Origin of the sequence: Mesorhizobium sp. Root157, from assembly GCF_001427385.1 — a bacterium.
Lineage (GTDB): Bacteria > Pseudomonadota > Alphaproteobacteria > Rhizobiales > Rhizobiaceae > Mesorhizobium.
In genome coordinates, this window is the sequence record NZ_LMGJ01000033.1 from 249,027 (window position 1) to 264,205 (window position 15,179).

The 15,179-nt window shown below is 62.7% G+C and carries 17 protein-coding genes and 1 other RNA gene; 11 read left to right on the forward strand and 7 right to left on the reverse strand.

Going from position 1 to position 15,179, the window contains the following annotated elements:
- Positions 1-34: 34 nt before the first annotated feature.
- Entirely contained in the window at positions 35-982 is a 948-nt protein-coding gene (gene nudC / locus ASD64_RS15355; RefSeq protein ID WP_056106531.1) for an NAD(+) diphosphatase, read from the reverse strand.
- A 40-nt stretch (positions 983-1,022) separates the two neighbouring features.
- Complete coding sequence (locus ASD64_RS15360; RefSeq protein WP_056106532.1) at positions 1,023-1,442, reverse strand: HIT domain-containing protein; 420 nt, start codon at positions 1,440-1,442, stop codon at positions 1,023-1,025.
- Positions 1,443-1,673: 231 nt separating this feature from the next.
- Between ASD64_RS15360 and ffs the strand changes: the two genes are divergently transcribed.
- The 6 genes from ffs (at position 1,674) to ASD64_RS15385 (ending at position 7,072) form a co-directional block, all read left to right on the forward strand.
- An RNA gene (gene ffs / locus ASD64_RS20720) (signal recognition particle sRNA small type) lies at positions 1,674-1,770 on the forward strand.
- Between the two features lie 145 nt (positions 1,771-1,915).
- Entirely contained in the window at positions 1,916-3,748 is a 1,833-nt protein-coding gene (locus tag ASD64_RS15365; RefSeq protein ID WP_056106533.1) for a DNA polymerase III subunit gamma/tau, read from the forward strand.
- A gap of 36 nt (positions 3,749-3,784) precedes the next feature.
- Positions 3,785-4,108, forward strand: coding sequence for a YbaB/EbfC family nucleoid-associated protein (locus ASD64_RS15370; protein WP_056106645.1), 324 nt, complete (start codon positions 3,785-3,787; stop codon positions 4,106-4,108).
- Between the two features lie 242 nt (positions 4,109-4,350).
- A complete protein-coding gene (locus ASD64_RS15375) occupies positions 4,351-5,133 on the forward strand; it encodes a cell wall hydrolase (RefSeq protein ID WP_244480807.1) in 783 nt (260 codons plus the stop codon).
- A gap of 74 nt (positions 5,134-5,207) precedes the next feature.
- A complete protein-coding gene (recR, locus tag ASD64_RS15380) occupies positions 5,208-5,813 on the forward strand; it encodes a recombination mediator RecR (RefSeq protein WP_056106535.1) in 606 nt (201 codons plus the stop codon).
- Complete coding sequence (locus ASD64_RS15385; protein WP_056106536.1) at positions 5,813-7,072, forward strand: lytic murein transglycosylase; 1,260 nt, start codon at positions 5,813-5,815, stop codon at positions 7,070-7,072. Before recR ends, ASD64_RS15385 begins: the two co-directional genes overlap by 1 nt.
- 15 nt (positions 7,073-7,087) lie before the next feature.
- On the opposite strand, the gene ASD64_RS15390 is transcribed toward ASD64_RS15385, so the two are convergent.
- Positions 7,088-8,089: an LLM class flavin-dependent oxidoreductase gene (locus ASD64_RS15390; RefSeq protein ID WP_056106537.1), complete on the reverse strand. Its 1,002-nt coding sequence runs from the start codon at positions 8,087-8,089 to the stop codon at positions 7,088-7,090.
- A gap of 248 nt (positions 8,090-8,337) precedes the next feature.
- On the opposite strand from ASD64_RS15390, the gene ASD64_RS15395 reads away from it, so the two are divergent.
- Complete coding sequence (locus tag ASD64_RS15395; protein WP_056106538.1) at positions 8,338-8,766, forward strand: DUF6481 family protein; 429 nt, start codon at positions 8,338-8,340, stop codon at positions 8,764-8,766.
- A 218-nt stretch (positions 8,767-8,984) separates the two neighbouring features.
- Here the strand turns inward: ASD64_RS15395 and ASD64_RS21855 are convergent, their stop codons facing one another.
- Together ASD64_RS21855 and ASD64_RS15400 are read right to left on the reverse strand one after the other, a co-directional pair.
- Positions 8,985-9,110, reverse strand: a complete 126-nt coding sequence (locus tag ASD64_RS21855; protein ID WP_274533364.1) for a hypothetical protein — start codon at positions 9,108-9,110, stop codon at positions 8,985-8,987.
- A gap of 90 nt (positions 9,111-9,200) precedes the next feature.
- Positions 9,201-10,469: a DNA recombination protein RmuC gene (locus ASD64_RS15400; protein ID WP_056106539.1), complete on the reverse strand. Its 1,269-nt coding sequence runs from the start codon at positions 10,467-10,469 to the stop codon at positions 9,201-9,203.
- A 103-nt stretch (positions 10,470-10,572) separates the two neighbouring features.
- Here ASD64_RS15400 and def point away from each other — a divergent pair, with 103 nt between their 5' ends.
- Genes def through truA form a run of 4 tightly spaced genes read left to right on the forward strand, consistent with a single transcriptional unit; the run spans position 10,573 to position 13,317 of the window.
- Positions 10,573-11,103, forward strand: a complete 531-nt coding sequence (def, locus tag ASD64_RS15405) for a peptide deformylase (protein WP_056106541.1) — start codon at positions 10,573-10,575, stop codon at positions 11,101-11,103.
- Between the two features lie 6 nt (positions 11,104-11,109).
- On the forward strand, positions 11,110-12,045 hold the full coding sequence (fmt, locus tag ASD64_RS15410) for a methionyl-tRNA formyltransferase (protein ID WP_056106543.1): 936 nt from the start codon (positions 11,110-11,112) through the stop codon (positions 12,043-12,045).
- Positions 12,042-12,551 carry a GNAT family N-acetyltransferase gene (locus tag ASD64_RS15415; protein ID WP_056106545.1) on the forward strand — a complete coding sequence of 170 codons (510 nt, stop codon included), beginning with the start codon at positions 12,042-12,044 and terminating at the stop codon, positions 12,549-12,551. Before fmt ends, ASD64_RS15415 begins: the two co-directional genes overlap by 4 nt.
- Before the next feature lie 13 nt (positions 12,552-12,564).
- Positions 12,565-13,317 (forward strand): tRNA pseudouridine(38-40) synthase TruA, encoded by a 753-nt coding sequence (gene truA, locus ASD64_RS15420; RefSeq protein WP_056106547.1) that lies wholly within the window; start codon positions 12,565-12,567, stop codon positions 13,315-13,317.
- A gap of 2 nt (positions 13,318-13,319) precedes the next feature.
- On the opposite strand, the gene ASD64_RS15425 is transcribed toward truA, so the two are convergent.
- Positions 13,320-13,913 (reverse strand): hypothetical protein, encoded by a 594-nt coding sequence (locus ASD64_RS15425; RefSeq protein WP_056106549.1) that lies wholly within the window; start codon positions 13,911-13,913, stop codon positions 13,320-13,322.
- Positions 13,897-15,105, reverse strand: a complete 1,209-nt coding sequence (gene dapE, locus ASD64_RS15430) for a succinyl-diaminopimelate desuccinylase (RefSeq protein WP_056106551.1) — start codon at positions 15,103-15,105, stop codon at positions 13,897-13,899. The genes ASD64_RS15425 and dapE overlap by 17 nt, the downstream gene beginning before the upstream one ends.
- Positions 15,106-15,179: the final 74 nt, after the last annotated feature.

Below are 15,179 nucleotides of genomic sequence, written 5' to 3' on the forward strand. Positions count from 1 at the left end.
CCCGAAACCGGTTCCCACTTTCGGGCGACATGCATTAGAGAATACCGCCTTCCGCCCACGTGCTGATGAGGTGGCGGGCAATGGCGCCCTTCGGCGGGACGGTCAGCCCTCCAGGATGCTCGTAGGCCAGCATCGAACGCACTTCGTCGCGAAAGAACCAGCGGCAATCCTCAAGCTCGCTGACGTCCGGCTGGATATCGTCGTTGAGCGGTTCGCCGAAGCACCCGATCATCAGCGAATAGGGAAACGGCCAGGGCTGGCTGGCGTGATAGACGACACGGCCAAGCCTGATGCCGGCTTCTTCGCGGGTTTCGCGCCGCACCGCGTCTTCGATGGTCTCGCCTGGCTCGATGAAGCCGGCGAGCGCGGAATACATGCCGGGCGCGAAGTGCTTGCCGCGGCCAAGCAGGCATTTCTCCCTCGTCGCCGTCAGCATGATCGCAACCGGGTCGGTGCGCGGAAAGTGATCGATGCCGCAAGCTTGGCAGTGCCTCCGGTAACCACCCGACCGCATTTCCGTCTGGCTGCCGCATGTGCCGCAAAATCGGTGGCTGGCATTCCAGGCGAGCAAGGCGGCTGCCTGCGCCATTGCGCCAAGCGCTGCTTCGTCGATCAGACCCTGAATGTAGACCGAGCGGTAGTCGACCGCCTTGATCGTTTCAGGAAGCTGTTCCGCCTCGCCCCCTGCCGGGACGGCCAGTGCCGGCCCCCAGTCGGCAGAGCCAAGCAGGATCGCCTGCTCTGTCAGGGCCGCAAGACCGCCCAGTTCGCCAACGGCAAACCAGGGGTCGAAAGCTTCGTCCTTCAGCTTGAGCAGGATCCTGCCGTCACGCAGGACGAGCAGCCGCGCCGATGGATCTGCCATCGCATTCGCCACACTGTCTTCGTCGCGATGTTCCGACTGGCGGTCGATGCGATTGCCGGAAAAGCCGACGAACTGGCTGGGCTCGCGCTCAGGCGCGTCGAACAGACGAAAAACCATTCTGGAAAGTATCCGAAGCGACCGTTGGAACCCGGCAGGTTTATAGCGCTGCCTTGATCGTTTCGGCAAACCGGCGAAGTTCGGAACCCTTGTAGGGTTCGCGAATGCCGTGTCCCCATACCGGACCCGGCCAGGCGGCGTCTCCTTCCGAGCGGGCCACGACGTGGACATGCAGTTGCCGCACGATGTTGCCGAGCGCGCCGGTATTGATCTTGGTGCAGCCGGTCACCTGCTTCAGCGCCTGCGCCGTCATGTTGACCTCAAAGGTCAGCATGGCCTGGTCGAGTGGCGCCATGTCATGAATTTCATCGATGCCCGGCCGCTGGGGGATAAGAACCAGCCACGGCCAGCGCCGATCATTCATCACGCGCAACTCGCACAGGCCGAGCCACATCAATTGCTCGCTGTCGGCCTCAAGCCGGGCGTCGAGCGTGAAACCGGCCTTCAGGCCAGGTAGCATGGGCGTTCCCCTCGAGCCTGCAGAGCCTACGAAGCCCTGGCGCTTGTGTGCGGGAAAGCGGAAAACCGCCGGCTCCCAAGTTAAAGCTTCGTCCGACATGGCACGTTCGGCTGTTCGAACGCTATTGCGAGCCCGACGCCGCTGCAAGCGTTTCATTGAGCCGGAGCCGCATCGCCGTTCGATTTCGACACGTACTTGCATTTCGGCATCGAATTGCCGATATGGAAAGCGGGAGGTTGGTGGTGGACGATCCACTCGCCAACCGGGTCAGGTCCGGAAGGAAGCAGCCCTAACGAGCCCGGAACGGGTCATTGTTCCAGCCTCCCACCTTCTTCACGACGCTGTATCGTCTATCTTGGTGGCCGCCCATCTTGGCGGCATTGACGATGCGCAGTCGTGCGGGCGAAACTGGTTTGAGCAACCGGCGCTTCCGGTCGCGGTCCGTAGATCCTCGCTGGGAGCCGTCCTGATCGATGAATGAAGCTGGAACGAGCGGATCAGGCAGCACCGGGGCAAAGCCGGCCACCGGGGCCTACCGCGTGCTCGCCCGAAAATATCGGCCGGCGAACTTTTCCGAACTGATCGGCCAGGAGCCGATGGTGCGCACGCTGACCAATGCCTTTGCATCGGGCCGCATCGCGCAGGCGTGGATGCTGACCGGTGTGCGCGGCGTCGGCAAGACCACCACTGCCCGCATCCTGGCCCGTGCCCTCAACTACAAGACCGACGCAATAGACCAACCCAGCATCGACCTTTCCGTGCCCGGCGAGCATTGCCAGGCCATCATGGAAGGCCGCCATGTCGATGTCATCGAGATGGACGCAGCCTCCCACACCGGCATCGACGATATCCGCGACATCATCGACCGGGTGCGCTACGCGCCGGTTTCGGCGCGCTACAAGGTCTACATCATCGACGAAGTGCACATGCTTTCCACGCAAGCCTTCAACGGCCTGCTGAAGACCTTGGAAGAGCCGCCGCCGCACGTCAAATTCATCTTCGCGACCACCGAAATCAGGAAGGTGCCGATCACGGTGCTGTCGCGCTGCCAGCGCTTCGACCTGAGGCGCATCGATGCCGGTGCGCTGGTTGCGCATCTGAGCGCAATTTCAGCCAAGGAAGACATCGCCATCGACGACGAGGCGCTGGCGATGATCGCGCGTGCCGCCGAAGGTTCGGCGCGCGATTCCCTTTCCATCCTCGACCAGGCCATCGCCCATGGCGGCGGCGGCGTCAGCGCGGATGCGGTGCGCACGATGCTCGGCCTTGCCGACCGCGCCCGCATCGTCGACCTGTTCGAACATCTGATGAAGGGCGATGTCGCCGCGGCCCTGGCGGAATTCCGCTCGCAATATGACACCGGCGCCGATCCGGCTGCCGTTTTGACCGACCTTGCCGAGTTCAATCATCTGGTGACGCGCCTGCGCTTCGTGCCGTCCGCACTCGAGGACGCATCGCTTTCGGAAGACGAGCGCAGCCGGGGTGCTGCTTTCGCCGAGCAGCTTTCGGTCAAGGTGCTGTCGCGTACCTGGCAGATGCTGCTGAAAGGCATTCCGGAAGTCCAAAGCTCGAACCGCCCGGTCAGCGCCGCGGAAATGGTGATGATACGCATTGCCCATGCGGCCGACCTGCCGACGCTCGACGAAGCGTTGAAATCCCTGGAAAGCGGGGCGCAGGCGCCGGGCGCTGCGCCGCGGTCCTCTGCCGGGCAGCCATCCCCTGGATCGGCTGGGCGTAACGATAGCGGCCCGGCCAGCGCTGTTTCCACCACGACTTTCGTGGCCGGTACTGGCGGCGCACAAACCATGCGTCTGGTCGAGACGGTGCCCGCGCCGATGGCCCTTACGTCGGCGCAACCGGCGCCCGAGCCTCAGCAGGCAGTCTCGGTCAAATCCATGGCCGACATCCTGGCGCTTGCGGAAACGCACCGCGACATGACCTTCAAGGTCCTGCTGAAGCGATGCGTCCGGCCGGTTCGCTTCGATGCCGATCGGCTCGATGTGAGCCTGACCGCCGACGCCCCCAAGATGCTGCTCAACGATCTGACCGCCAAGCTGCGCAGTTGGACCGGCCGCAACTGGCTGGTTTCGCTGTCGAAGGAAGAAGGCGGTCCGACCCTGGCCGAGATGGAATCGACCAAGCGCGAGAATGCCTTTCTCGACGCCCGGAGCGACCCCGCTGTCGCTGCCATCCTGGAACGCTTTCCCGGCGCAAAGATCATCGATGTGCGTATTCCGGATGCCGCTGAAGCCGGCGAGACGGACGAGGACATGACCGCCGAACCGCTGGTCGAAGACGACGACTGACGGCCAATCCCGCAGATCAACCGCAAAGGACCCATGATGAAAGATCTTCTCGGCCTGATGGGCAAAGCCAAGGAAATGCAGGCCAAGTTCCAGGCCATGCAAGATGAGATCGCCGAACTGGAGGCGACCGGAAAGGCCGGAGGAGACCTGGTGAGCGTCACCTTGAGCGGCAAGTTCGAGATGAAGTCGCTCAAGATCGATCCGTCGCTTTTCAAGGAAGACGACGTCGAAATCCTCGAAGACCTGATCCTTGCGGCACACAACGACGCCAAGGCCAAGGTGGAGCAGGTGATGCAGGAAAAGACCAAGGCGCTGACCGCCGGCCTGCCGATCCCGCCCGGCATGAAACTGCCGTTCTAAAGCAATCCCCGGAAAAGCGGGAACCGGTTGTCCACCCGGTTTCGGGATCACGACATACTTGATAAAGATTTTGGGCGCGCCGCATGAATCCGTCTGAATACGGCGCGCTTTAGCACAACCCAAGCGAGTCGATTGCCGGCGTCGATGCCGGAAAATTGGCGCTCTGCCTTTATTTTGCCGGAAACAGTCTCATTCTTGCCGCAACCTGGGGACGTGGCGGCAACAAAGAAGAGAGACGTTTGTTGATCGCCAAGCGATGGAAGACGCTGTGCGTCTTGAACGCCGTGGGTTGCCTTCTCCTGTTAGCCGGTTGCAGCCAGTCGACAAACAGCATGTCGGCGGCCAATCTCGCCGATGGCGTCGGGCCGACCCGCACGAGTTCCTATCGATACACCATGAAGGACCGGGAGTGCCTGCAGCGCGCCATGTTCTTCGAATCCAACCGGTCAAGCCGCGAAGGCATGGTCGGCGTCGGAACAGTGGTGATGAACCGCCTGAAATCAGGCCGCCATGGCAATACCATCTGCTCCGTCGTGGGAGAGCCACGCCAGTTTGCGGCAGGCGTGATGACACGGCCCATGAACTCGAAGGCGATGCCGGATGTCGCTTCGGCCGCTGAAGCTGTCCTCAAAGGCGAGCGCCACCCGAAGATGAAGAACGCGATGTTCTTCCACACTGCCGGATTGAAATTCAAGTACAACAACATGCACTATGTGGCGGTTGCTGGCGGCAATGCCTTCTACGAAAAGCGGAGCCGCAACTGGAAGCCGCTGCCCCCCGATTCCACGTTTCAGGTTGCGGCGGCCAGTCCGTCGGCGCAAACCCCTGCGACGCCAAGCAAGGTTGCGACCTTGCAGCCTGCCAAAGCGAAAGTGGTCGTCCCGGCATCTTCCGATAGGGATCCGGTCATGACCGCATCTGTTCCCGAAGTCCAACCGGTGATGGCGTTCGAACAGACGCCCGACGACACCAGTTCGATCGGCGCGCTGATCATCATGCAGGGCCAGACGCTTTCGTCAGACTGAAGCCTGCCGTTACAGCGCCGGGCCGCTGGCGGCAGATTGTTTTCAATGGTGCGGAAAAATCCTACAACCGCGCCATGTCCAAGCGAATCGCCGGCCCCGAAATCGAACGCCTGATCCAGCTTCTAGCCAAAGTGCCGGGGCTCGGACCACGTTCGGCCAGGCGTGCTGCCCTTCACTTGATCAAGAAGAAGGAACAACTGCTTGCACCCCTGGCGGTTGCCATGGGCGAGGCGGTCGACAAGGTTCGCATCTGCACCACGTGCGGTAATGTCGATACTTCCGATCCGTGCATGATCTGCACCGATGCGCGGCGCGATCCGGCAACCCTGATCGTGGTCGAGGATGTGTCGGATTTGTGGGCGCTGGAACGGGCTGCGGCGATGAACGTGCGCTATCATGTATTGGGCGGCACCCTGTCACCGCTCGACGGCATCGGTCCGGACCAGTTGAATATACGTTCGCTGGTTGACCGCGTCGCAACCGGCGAGGTGAAGGAAGTTATCCTCGCCGTCAACGCGACCGTCGAGGGGCAAACCACGGCGCACTATCTCACCGATCAACTAGGGGGCATGGACGTCAAGATAACGCGCCTTGCCCATGGCGTGCCGGTCGGCGGCGAACTCGATTATCTTGACGAAGGCACGCTTGCCGCAGCGCTGAAATCAAGAACGGCGTTTTAATGCCACTTAAGCTCACCACCCCCCGCCGCGTCCTCCTCGCAGCCGTCGTCGCCGTCCTGACCCTCGTCGGCCTCGCCTTCCCCGCCACTGCCGCCCAGATCGACGACCAGTTCCGCGCATGGCTCAGCAACGATTTGTGGCCGGAAGCCAAGGCAAACGGCATCTCGCAAAAGACCTTCGACGCGGCTTTTGCGGGCATAAAGCCGAACCTGAAATTGCCGGACCTCGTCATGCCCGGCGAAAAGCCGAAAACGCCGAAGAAGCAGCATCAGGCCGAGTTCGGCTCGCCCGGCAGCTACTTCGCCGAGAAGACACTACGGGCCGTGACGGCAGGCGGACGCGCACGTGCCGGCTCGAATGCCAGGACGCTTGCGGCGATCGAGAAGCGCTATGGTGTACCGGCAGGGATCGTTCTGGCGATCTGGGGACGCGAATCCGGCTTCGGCGCGGCGAAGCTACCCTATGACGCCTTCGAGGTGCTGGGCACCAAGGCGTTCATGGCGACGCGCAAGGACATGTTCCGCAAGGAAGTTCTGGCCGCTCTGGAAGTCGTCCAGCGCGGGCTGGTCGCCCGCAAAGCGATGAAGTCGTCATGGGCAGGCGCGCTCGGCCAGCCGCAGTTCATGCCGACTTCGTTCCTCGAACACGCGGTCGATTTCGACGGCGACGGCCGCCCCGACATCTGGAATTCCACGCCCGACACACTGGCGTCGATCGCGAACTATCTGGTCAACCATGGCTGGAACAAGGGGCGCGACTGGGGATTCGAGGTCACCGTTCCGGCGGGCGTGTCATGCGCGCTGGAAGGACCGGACCGCGGCAAGCCGATTGCCGAATGGGCGGCGATGGGTATTGCCCGCGTCAACGGCAAGCCTTTTCCGCCCAATGAGACCAGGGCCGAAGGCTTCCTGTTGATGCCGGCCGGTCGCAACGGCCCCGCCTTCATCGTCACTGCCAATTTTTACGTGCTCAAGGAATACAATATGAGCGACCTCTATGCCCTGTTCATCGGGCACGGGGCCGATCGCATCGCCTATGGCGACAAGACCTTTTCCGGGAATTGGGGGGCAGTCGGCGGGCTTTACCGTTCCGATATCGCCACCCTCCAGCGTGCATTGGAAGGGCATGGCTACGATGTCGGCAGCGCCGACGGGCTGCCCGGCTTCAAGACCCGCCGCTCCATCGGCGAGTGGCAGGTCAAAAGCGGCCGCAACGCCACATGCTTTCCCGACGCGGAATTGGTCAGACGCTTGAAATAGCCCCTCGGTTGACGATCAGGCGGCCTGAGCCAGCGACCGCTGTACATCCGCCAGAATCTCGAACGAGCGCACGCGCGCGCTGTGATCGAAAACCTGCGCGGTAATCATCAATTCATCGGCAGCGGTCCGTCGCGCGAAGGCGTCCAGGCCTTGCCTCACCGTATCCGCGGAACCGACGATGGCGCATGAGAGCGCCTGGCCAAGAATCGCGCGTGCTGACGGTTCCAGAGCATCGGCATAGCCTTCCACGGGAGGCGGGAGCTTGCCCGGCCGGCCGCTGCGCAGATTGACGAAGGCCTGCTGCAGCGATGTGAACAGGGTGGCCGCTTCCGCATCTGTCGGGGCGGCAACCACGTTGAGCCCCAGCATGACATGCGGCTTGTCCAGGTGTTCGGACGGCTGGAAGCGCGACCGGTAGATTTCAAGCGCATGATCGAGTTCGGCAGGAGCGAAATGCGAGGCGAACGCATAGGGCAGGCCAAGCATTGCCGCCAGTTGCGCTCCGTAGAGGCTGGATCCGAGAATCCAGACCGGCACCTGCTCGCCCTCTCCCGGTACGGCATGCACGCGCTGGCCGTCCGCCGCCGGCTGGAAATAGCCCATCAGTTCGACCACATCGCGCGGAAAATTGTCGGCACCGCCTTCAAGATTGCGGCGCAATGCATGTGCGGTCAGCATGTCGGTTCCCGGAGCGCGGCCGATGCCGAGATCGATGCGGCCAGGGTGGAGAGCCGCCAGCGTGCCGAACTGTTCGGCGATGACCAATGGCGCATGGTTGGGCAGCATGATGCCGCCGGCACCGACGCGGATGGTTCTGGTGCCGGCTGCGACATGAGCGATGACGACCGAAGTTGCCGCGCTGGCGATGCCGGGCATGTTGTGGTGCTCGGCCAGCCAATAGCGCTTGTAGCCGAGGCGTTCGGCATGGCGGGCGAGATCGAGTGTATTGGCCAGCGACTGAGCGGCATTGCCGCCTTCAACAATGGGCGACAAGTCGAGGACAGACAGTTCTGGCATGGGTCGGTTCCGCATTGCATTCCGGTCGCGCTGATATAGGAACGGGCTGTCTCTGCTGCAAATCGCCGGGGCACGACCATCGAAAACCGTCCATCGAGGACTTGCGTGGTTTGGCGTCGACGCCGAGGCTCTTGGTGTCATCGCAATGCAACATTGCCGAATTTCATGGCTGGCATGCTGTTTTGGCGCTTGAAGTCTTGCCTTTGACGCGTATGTAAGCCTCGCGAATTGACTTCAGGGAAATACAGTTGGCTATCTACAGAGAAAAAGACATTTTCGAGCGGCGCAATGCCGCGAATGAGGCAAAGAAGGCACTTCTCGAGCGTTTCAAGACACGGCCTGCGGCTGACGATCCGGCCGTATTGGCGCGTCAGGCCGAGCGCCAGGCGATTCTTGCCGCCCGCGCCGAGCGCGAAGCCGAGAAGGCAAAGCTGAAGCAGGAGAAGCTCGCACGCGAGGCCGCCGAACGGGCTGCGCGCGAAGCGGAGGCCGAACGAGCAAGGCTTGTAGCGGAAGCGAAAGCGGCTGAAGAAGCCAAGCTTCGTGAATCCGAGGAAAACGAGCGTATCGCTCGCCTCCTCGCCGATGAGGCTGAGCGGAAGGCCAAGCGGGATGCCCGCTATGCAGCCCGCAAGTCCCGCACCGGCAGAACGCCTCCCGGTTTCACCGCGCGCTAACGCAATTCCAGGAAAAGCGGGAAACCGGTTTCCGTCCGCAATTGCGTAGAAGCAAAGAAGTAGAGCGGTTCACCCATTCCGTCAGAATCGGAACCGCTCTACGCAATCCCGCGCCGGCCAACATCGGAAGATCGCCACCTGGGTGGCCGTCGTGGCCTTTGCGCTCGTCACAACGGCCGGCAGTCCCTTAAGACCGCCGGTAACTGTTTTGCGACCTTCTATTTTTCCTTGATTCTGGTCGCCTGAACCGGCGGCGCCTTGGCAGCCGGCGTCACGGCAGGCTTTTTTGCGTCCTTCTTCGGCTTCCGGGCCTCTCTGCCCGGCTTCATCTGACCCTTGGCCATGATTCGCTTTCTCCAATTCTCGGCAGGTGGAGTGAACCAAGACTGCGGATTTGATGCAAGCTCAACTGTGGCCATCTCTGGCGAAAAGAGTCACTCGCCGTCTTCAACGACCCGAAGCCGCAACTGGCCGGTCTTGGAGTCCGCGGCACGCGCGGGTTTCCCGTTCGTCGATACAGGACTCGACGGCCCCTCGCCCTCCGGTTCGCCCGAAGGCGATGCGCCAAATTCAAGCGCTTCGATCTTCTGTCCGCGCTTCGTCACCTTGGAGGTCGAGACGAGGATGTCGTCTATATCCTTCGATGCCTGGCCAAAATGGCTCTGCAATTTGCGCACGCGCTCATCGACGCGGGCAACGTCCTCCATCAGCCGGATCACCTCGCCCTGAATGAGATGCGCCTGCTCGCGCATGCGCGCGTCCTTGAGGATTGCCTGGATGACCTGGATCGACAGCATCAGCAGCGACGGTGACACGATGACGATGCGGGCGCGGTGCGCGCGCTGGACCAGAGCCTCGAAATTCTCGTGGATCTCGGCAAAAACGGACTCCGAAGGGACGAACATGAATGCCGTATCCTGGGTTTCGCCCTGGAGCAGATATTTGCCGGCGATATCGCGGACATGTACCTCGATATCGCGCCGGAAAGCCTGCGCGGCGACCTTCTGCAAGTCGGCGCTCTCGGCGGCACGTATGGCATTCCACGCCTCCAGAGGGAATTTGGCATCGATGGCGAGCGAAGGCGCGCCATTCGGCATCTTGATCAGGCAGTCGGGCCGGCTGCCGTTGGAGAGCGTGGCCTGGAACTCGTAAGACCCCATGGGCAGCCCGTCGGCAACGATCGCCTCCATGCGCGATTGCCCGAAGGCGCCGCGCGTCTGCTTGTTGGACAGGATCGCCTGAAGCTGCACCACCTGTCCGGCCAAGGACTGGATATTGCCTTGTGCAGTGTCGATCACGGCAAGCCGCTCCTGCAATTTGGCGAGGCTCTCATGCGTCGACTTGGTCTGCTCGGTCATCGTCTGGCCAAGACGGCCGGTCATCGCATCGAGGCGCTGGCCGATCGACTGGGTGAGTTCCGCCTGCCTGGCGCCGAACACTTCAGCTATCGCGCCCATGCGGCCCTGCATTTCGGCCTGGCTCTGAAGGATATCGGCCATGCGGGCCTCGGCATCCCTGGCCTGGTCGGCCGCTTCAACCGCTGCCACGGCGCGCGCCTGGCCGGTTCGCCAAAGCGCGACGAGCAGTACAATGAAAAAGCCGGAAAGCAGGATGCAGCCGAAGACAAGCGCCTGCCCGGCGGTAATCGATGTCGCGCCGAGCCGCGCGATCGGCTCCGAAAGAATACCTGTCATCTCGTTCATCGAGACAGCATATCCGATTCGCCTGCGCCTGATAGATCAAAACGTGAACGGCCGAATGGAACCACTGTTGACGCCTCGATGCCGAGGTCTTAGGTGAAGCGCCATGACGATAAAGCCGCTCATCATTCTTCCCGATCCCGTCCTGCGCCAGAGTTCAAAGCCGGTCGAAAGGGTCGACGCACCGTTGCGTAAGCTGGCCGACGACATGTTGGCGACGATGTACGATGCGCCGGGCATCGGGCTTGCGGCTATTCAGGTCGGTGAGCCTGTTCGCATGCTGGTCATCGACCTTGCCAAGGAGGACGAGGCGCCTGCGCCGCATGTCTTCATCAATCCGGAAATCCTCGAAAGCGCCGATGCACGTTCCGTCTACGAGGAAGGCTGCCTGTCGATCCCGGACTATTATGCGGAAGTCGAGCGGCCAGCCGGCGTGCGCGTGAAGTATCTCGATCGTGACGGCAAGGAGCAGGAGATCATGGCTGACGGCCTGATGGCCACCTGTCTGCAACACGAGATCGACCACCTGAACGGCGTTCTCTTCATCGACCATATTTCCAAGCTGAAGCGGGATATCGTGATGAGGAAATTCAAGAAACTGGCCAAGGACAAGCCGGCAAGCCGGATGGTCGGATAGGGCGGCATGGCCCTTCGCGTCATCTTCATGGGCACGCCGGATTTTTCCGTACCGACGCTGCGCGCCATCGCCGAAGCCGGTCATGAGGTCGTCGCCGTCTACACCCAGCCGCCACGCGCGGCAGGCCGGCGCGGACTGGAACTGACGCCCTCGCCGGTCCAGCGTGAAGCCGAGCGGCTTGGCGTCCCGGTCCTTGTGCCCACCTCCCTGAAAAGCGACGAGGCCCAGACCGAGTTCAAGGCATTGAATGCGGATGTTGCCGTGGTCGTCGCCTACGGCCTGTTATTGCCCAAACCGATTCTCGATGCGCCGCGCCTCGGTTGCCTGAACGGCCATGCCTCGCTGCTGCCGCGCTGGCGAGGCGCCGCCCCCATCCAGCGCGCCATCATGGCCGGCGATGCCCAGACCGGCGTCATGGTGATGCGCATGGAGGAAGGCCTGGACACCGGCCCGGTTGCGGTAGGAGAAACAGTTGAGATCGGACCGGATATGACGGCGGGAGACCTGCACGACAGGCTGATGGCGGCCTGTGCGGGCTTGATGGTCGAGGCGCTGGCAAAGCTTGAGAAAGGTGCCCTCGTCTTCACGCCGCAGTCGGATCGAGGCGCGATCTACGCGAAAAAAGTGGAAAAAGCCGAGACTCGTGTGGATTGGCGCTTGCACGCAAGTGCGGTGCATAACCATATTCGCGGCCTGTCGCCGTTTCCGGGCGCCTGGTGCGAAGTGGAAGCGGGCGGCCGGCTGGAGCGGCTGAAATTGCTTCGCTCGACACCTTCTGAAGGTGCGGGCGAGCCGGGAGGAATTCTCGACGACCGCCTGAGCGTCGCCTGCGGTTCAGGCGCGGTCAGGCTGGTCGAAGTGCAACGGGCGGGCTCCAGGCCCGTCTCTGCATCGGAGTTCCTTCGTGGCGCAAGACTGGAAAAAGGAATGAAATTGTCATGAGCATGATGTCGATCCGCGCGGCAACACCGCGCGACCGCGAGGCGATCCGCCTCGTCGAAGAACATGCTTTCGGCCAGCACGCGGAAGCCGGCCTTGTCGATGCGCTGGTGGGCGACGGCGATGCCGTCGTCGAACTGGTGGCGGAAGAAGACGGCCAGGTGATCGGCCACATCCTGTTTTCCCGCCTGCTGGTCAAGCAAGCCGGCGCTTCCTTTGCCGCGGTTGCGCTGGCGCCGCTGGCCGTCGAGCCGTCCTTCCATGGCACCGGCATCGGCGGCGCCCTGGTCCGCGAGGCCCATATCCGCTTGAAGACCGCCGGCGAAAAGCTTTCGGTGGTGCTGGGCGACCCGGCCTATTACGGCCGGTTCGGATACAGCCACGCCCGCGCAGCCAAGTTCGAAAGCGACTACCAGGGCGATGCCCTGCAGGCATTGGCATGGGACGAGGCGCCGGAAAGCGGCAGGCTCGTCTATGCCCCTGCCTTCAGCACGGCGCTCGCGGCCTGATCCAGCACCCGGGATGCCGCGCTATCGCCTCGACGTGGAGTATGACGGCGGCCCCTATGCCGGCTGGCAGCGTCAGGCCGACCAGCATTCGGTCCAACAGGCGATCGAGGCAGCGGTCGAGAAGTTCAGCTCCGAAACGATCTCGCTTCGCGGCGCGGGCCGTACCGATGCCGGCGTCCACGCTACCGCCCAGGTAGCGCATCTCGACCTCACGAAGGAATGGCCGGCGGACACCGTGCGCGATGCGCTAAACGCGCATCTGCAACAGGCTGGCGAACGCGTCGCCATCCTCAAGGCCGCAAGGGTTGCGGCGGAGTTCGATGCCCGCTTCTCGGCACTCGGTCGCCACTATCTCTACCGCATCTCCAATCGTCGCGCGCCGCCGGCACTCGACAAGGGCAAGGTCTGGTGGGTGCCGAAACGCCTCGATGCGGACGCCATGGATGCCGCCGCCAAGACCCTGCTGGGAAGGCACGACTTCACCACCTTCCGTTCCGCACAATGTCAGGCCAACAGCCCGTTGCGCACTCTCGATCGGCTGGATGTTGCCCGTGACGGCTACGATATCGAGATCCGAGCCTCGGCCCGGTCGTTCCTGCACAATCAGGTCCGTTCGATGGTGGGCTCGTTGAAGCGGGTCGGCGAGGGCGCATGGACAAGCGCCGACCTCAAGGCTGCGCTCGACGCACGAGATCGTGCGGCCTGTGGGCAAGTGGCCCCGCCGGACGGACTGTACCTGGTGGGCGTGGACTACCAGGCAGACTAATTTTAGTCAGGAATACTGATACCGAGCATGGCCTGTAGGCTGAACAGGACAATCAGCGAGGCGACCAGCATGCCGGCGAACACGGCCGATCCGATGGCGGCACCCTTGCCGATCACCGCATTGGTCATGCGCCACGTCAGGGCCAGCGACAGCAGGAAGAAGAACAGCGTCAGCATCGCCGCAAACTGGTTTGTCGATGGCAGAAAAAGCCTGACAAGGGCAGACGGCAACAGCATCCAGGCAATGAGCGCGGACGCCCAGTTGCTGGCCACCACATAAGCGACAAAGCGCGTTGCTATCCCCGCGTGGCGCGCAACGACGGCGAGGGCGACAAGCGGCAGCGTCCAGGTTCCGACATCGACGATCGCAACCCGGATCAATATGCCCAGCCGCCCCGTCAGCGCTTCAGGATCGCCGATCTCGTTGGCGACACCCACCCAGCCGACGATGAGCGCCGGAGCCGCCACGATCAAGGCGAAGAAGGAATTCCAGAAGCCGTCGGCTGAAAGATCGAGCAGGCGAACACCATCGGGCTTGCCCATCATCAATTGCCAGGCGCCGTTCAGAGATGCTTGAACCTCATCCGCCGAGAGCATGGCCAGACCCGAACCAGTCGTCGATGAAGCGCTGATAGATTTGCGTCAGCGTTTCGAGATCGGCCACCGCAACCCGCTCGTCCACCATATGCATGGTCTTGCCGACAAGGCCGAATTCCACCACAGGACAATGATCCTTGATGAAGCGTGCGTCTGAGGTTCCACCCGACGTCGACAGGGCGGGGCTCTTGCCGACCACAGCCTTGACGGAGCCGCTGAGCGTCTCGATCAGGCGGTCGTCGCGCGTCAGAAACACGTGGCTCGGCCGGTCGCGCCAGGCCAGATCGAAGTCGATGGCTTCCTTGCGCCCGGCCCGATATTTCCGCTTGCGGCTGGCCGCGTCCAGCCGGTTGTGGATTTCGGCCTGAACCTTCTCGGCCGTCCAGGTGTCGTTGAAACGGATGTTGAAGGCGGCGGTTGCCTTGGCCGGTATCACATTGGTGGCCGCATTGCCGACATCGATGGACGTGACTTCGAGATTGGTCGGCTGGAAATCCTTGGTTCCCTTGTCGAAAGCGGGGTGGAGCAGCGCGTCGACCATCGTCATCAGCCCACGCACCGGATTGTCTGCCAGATGCGGATAGGCAGCATGCCCCTGGCGCCCGTTCACGGTGACGATGCCGGAGATCGATCCGCGCCGGCCGATCTTGATCATGTCGCCCAGCGTGTCTGGATTGGTCGGCTCGCCGACGATCGAGGCATCCCACTTCTCGCCCTTGGCCGCCGCCCATTCGAGCAGTTTCACCGTACCGTTGATGGCAGGGCCTTCCTCGTCGCCGGTGATCAACAGCGACACCGATCCCTTGGGTCCTCCCTTTTCCTCGACATGGCGCGCAAGGGCCGCGATGAAACAGGCGATGCCGCCCTTCATGTCGACGGCCCCTCGCCCATACATTTCGCCATGCGCGATTTCGGCGGCGAAGGGGGGATGGGTCCATGCCGTCTCGTCACCGACCGGAACCACATCCGTGTGGCCGGCAAACATCAGATGCGAGCCGTTTCCGGAGCGGCGCGCGTAAAGGTTTTCGATATCGGGGGTGCCGTCTTCAGAGAAAACCGGCCGCTCTGTCGTGAAACCCAGGGGCTTCAGCATTTTTTCGAGCGCGCTCAGCGCCCCGCCTTCGGCAGGCGTGACGGAAGCACACCGGATCAGGGTGGCGAGATTCTCAGCGGGATCGGTCGGCAGCATCATGGCCAAAGCGATAGTCGAAAGCGCCGGGGCTGTCACGGCCTGTCAGTAAGGCCAGCGACGGACCCTGTGACCGC

Excerpts from the sequence above, each read along its gene's own strand:
- ASD64_RS15390 (WP_056106537.1), bottom strand. The coding sequence starts at position 8,089 with ATGCCAGAACTGTCTGTCCTCGACTTGTCGCCCATTGTTGAAGGCGGC.
- ASD64_RS15400 (WP_056106539.1), bottom strand. The coding sequence starts at position 10,469 with ATGAACGAGATGACAGGTATTCTTTCGGAGCCGATCGCGCGGCTCGGC.
- ASD64_RS15425 (WP_056106549.1), bottom strand. The coding sequence starts at position 13,913 with ATGCTCTCGGCGGATGAGGTTCAAGCATCTCTGAACGGCGCCTGGCAA.
- ASD64_RS21855 (WP_274533364.1), bottom strand. The coding sequence starts at position 9,110 with ATGGCCAAGGGTCAGATGAAGCCGGGCAGAGAGGCCCGGAAGCCGAAG.
- nudC (WP_056106531.1), bottom strand. The coding sequence starts at position 982 with ATGGTTTTTCGTCTGTTCGACGCGCCTGAGCGCGAGCCCAGCCAGTTC.
- ASD64_RS15370 (WP_056106645.1), top strand. The coding sequence starts at position 3,785 with ATGAAAGATCTTCTCGGCCTGATGGGCAAAGCCAAGGAAATGCAGGCC.
- fmt (WP_056106543.1), top strand. The coding sequence starts at position 11,110 with ATGGCCCTTCGCGTCATCTTCATGGGCACGCCGGATTTTTCCGTACCG.
- recR (WP_056106535.1), top strand. The coding sequence starts at position 5,208 with ATGTCCAAGCGAATCGCCGGCCCCGAAATCGAACGCCTGATCCAGCTT.
- ASD64_RS15365 (WP_056106533.1), top strand. The coding sequence starts at position 1,916 with ATGAATGAAGCTGGAACGAGCGGATCAGGCAGCACCGGGGCAAAGCCG.
- ASD64_RS15360 (WP_056106532.1), bottom strand. The coding sequence starts at position 1,442 with ATGCTACCTGGCCTGAAGGCCGGTTTCACGCTCGACGCCCGGCTTGAG.
- ASD64_RS15385 (WP_056106536.1), top strand. The coding sequence starts at position 5,813 with ATGCCACTTAAGCTCACCACCCCCCGCCGCGTCCTCCTCGCAGCCGTC.
- def (WP_056106541.1), top strand. The coding sequence starts at position 10,573 with ATGACGATAAAGCCGCTCATCATTCTTCCCGATCCCGTCCTGCGCCAG.
- truA (WP_056106547.1), top strand. The coding sequence starts at position 12,565 with ATGCCGCGCTATCGCCTCGACGTGGAGTATGACGGCGGCCCCTATGCC.
- dapE (WP_056106551.1), bottom strand. The coding sequence starts at position 15,105 with ATGATGCTGCCGACCGATCCCGCTGAGAATCTCGCCACCCTGATCCGG.
- ASD64_RS15415 (WP_056106545.1), top strand. The coding sequence starts at position 12,042 with ATGAGCATGATGTCGATCCGCGCGGCAACACCGCGCGACCGCGAGGCG.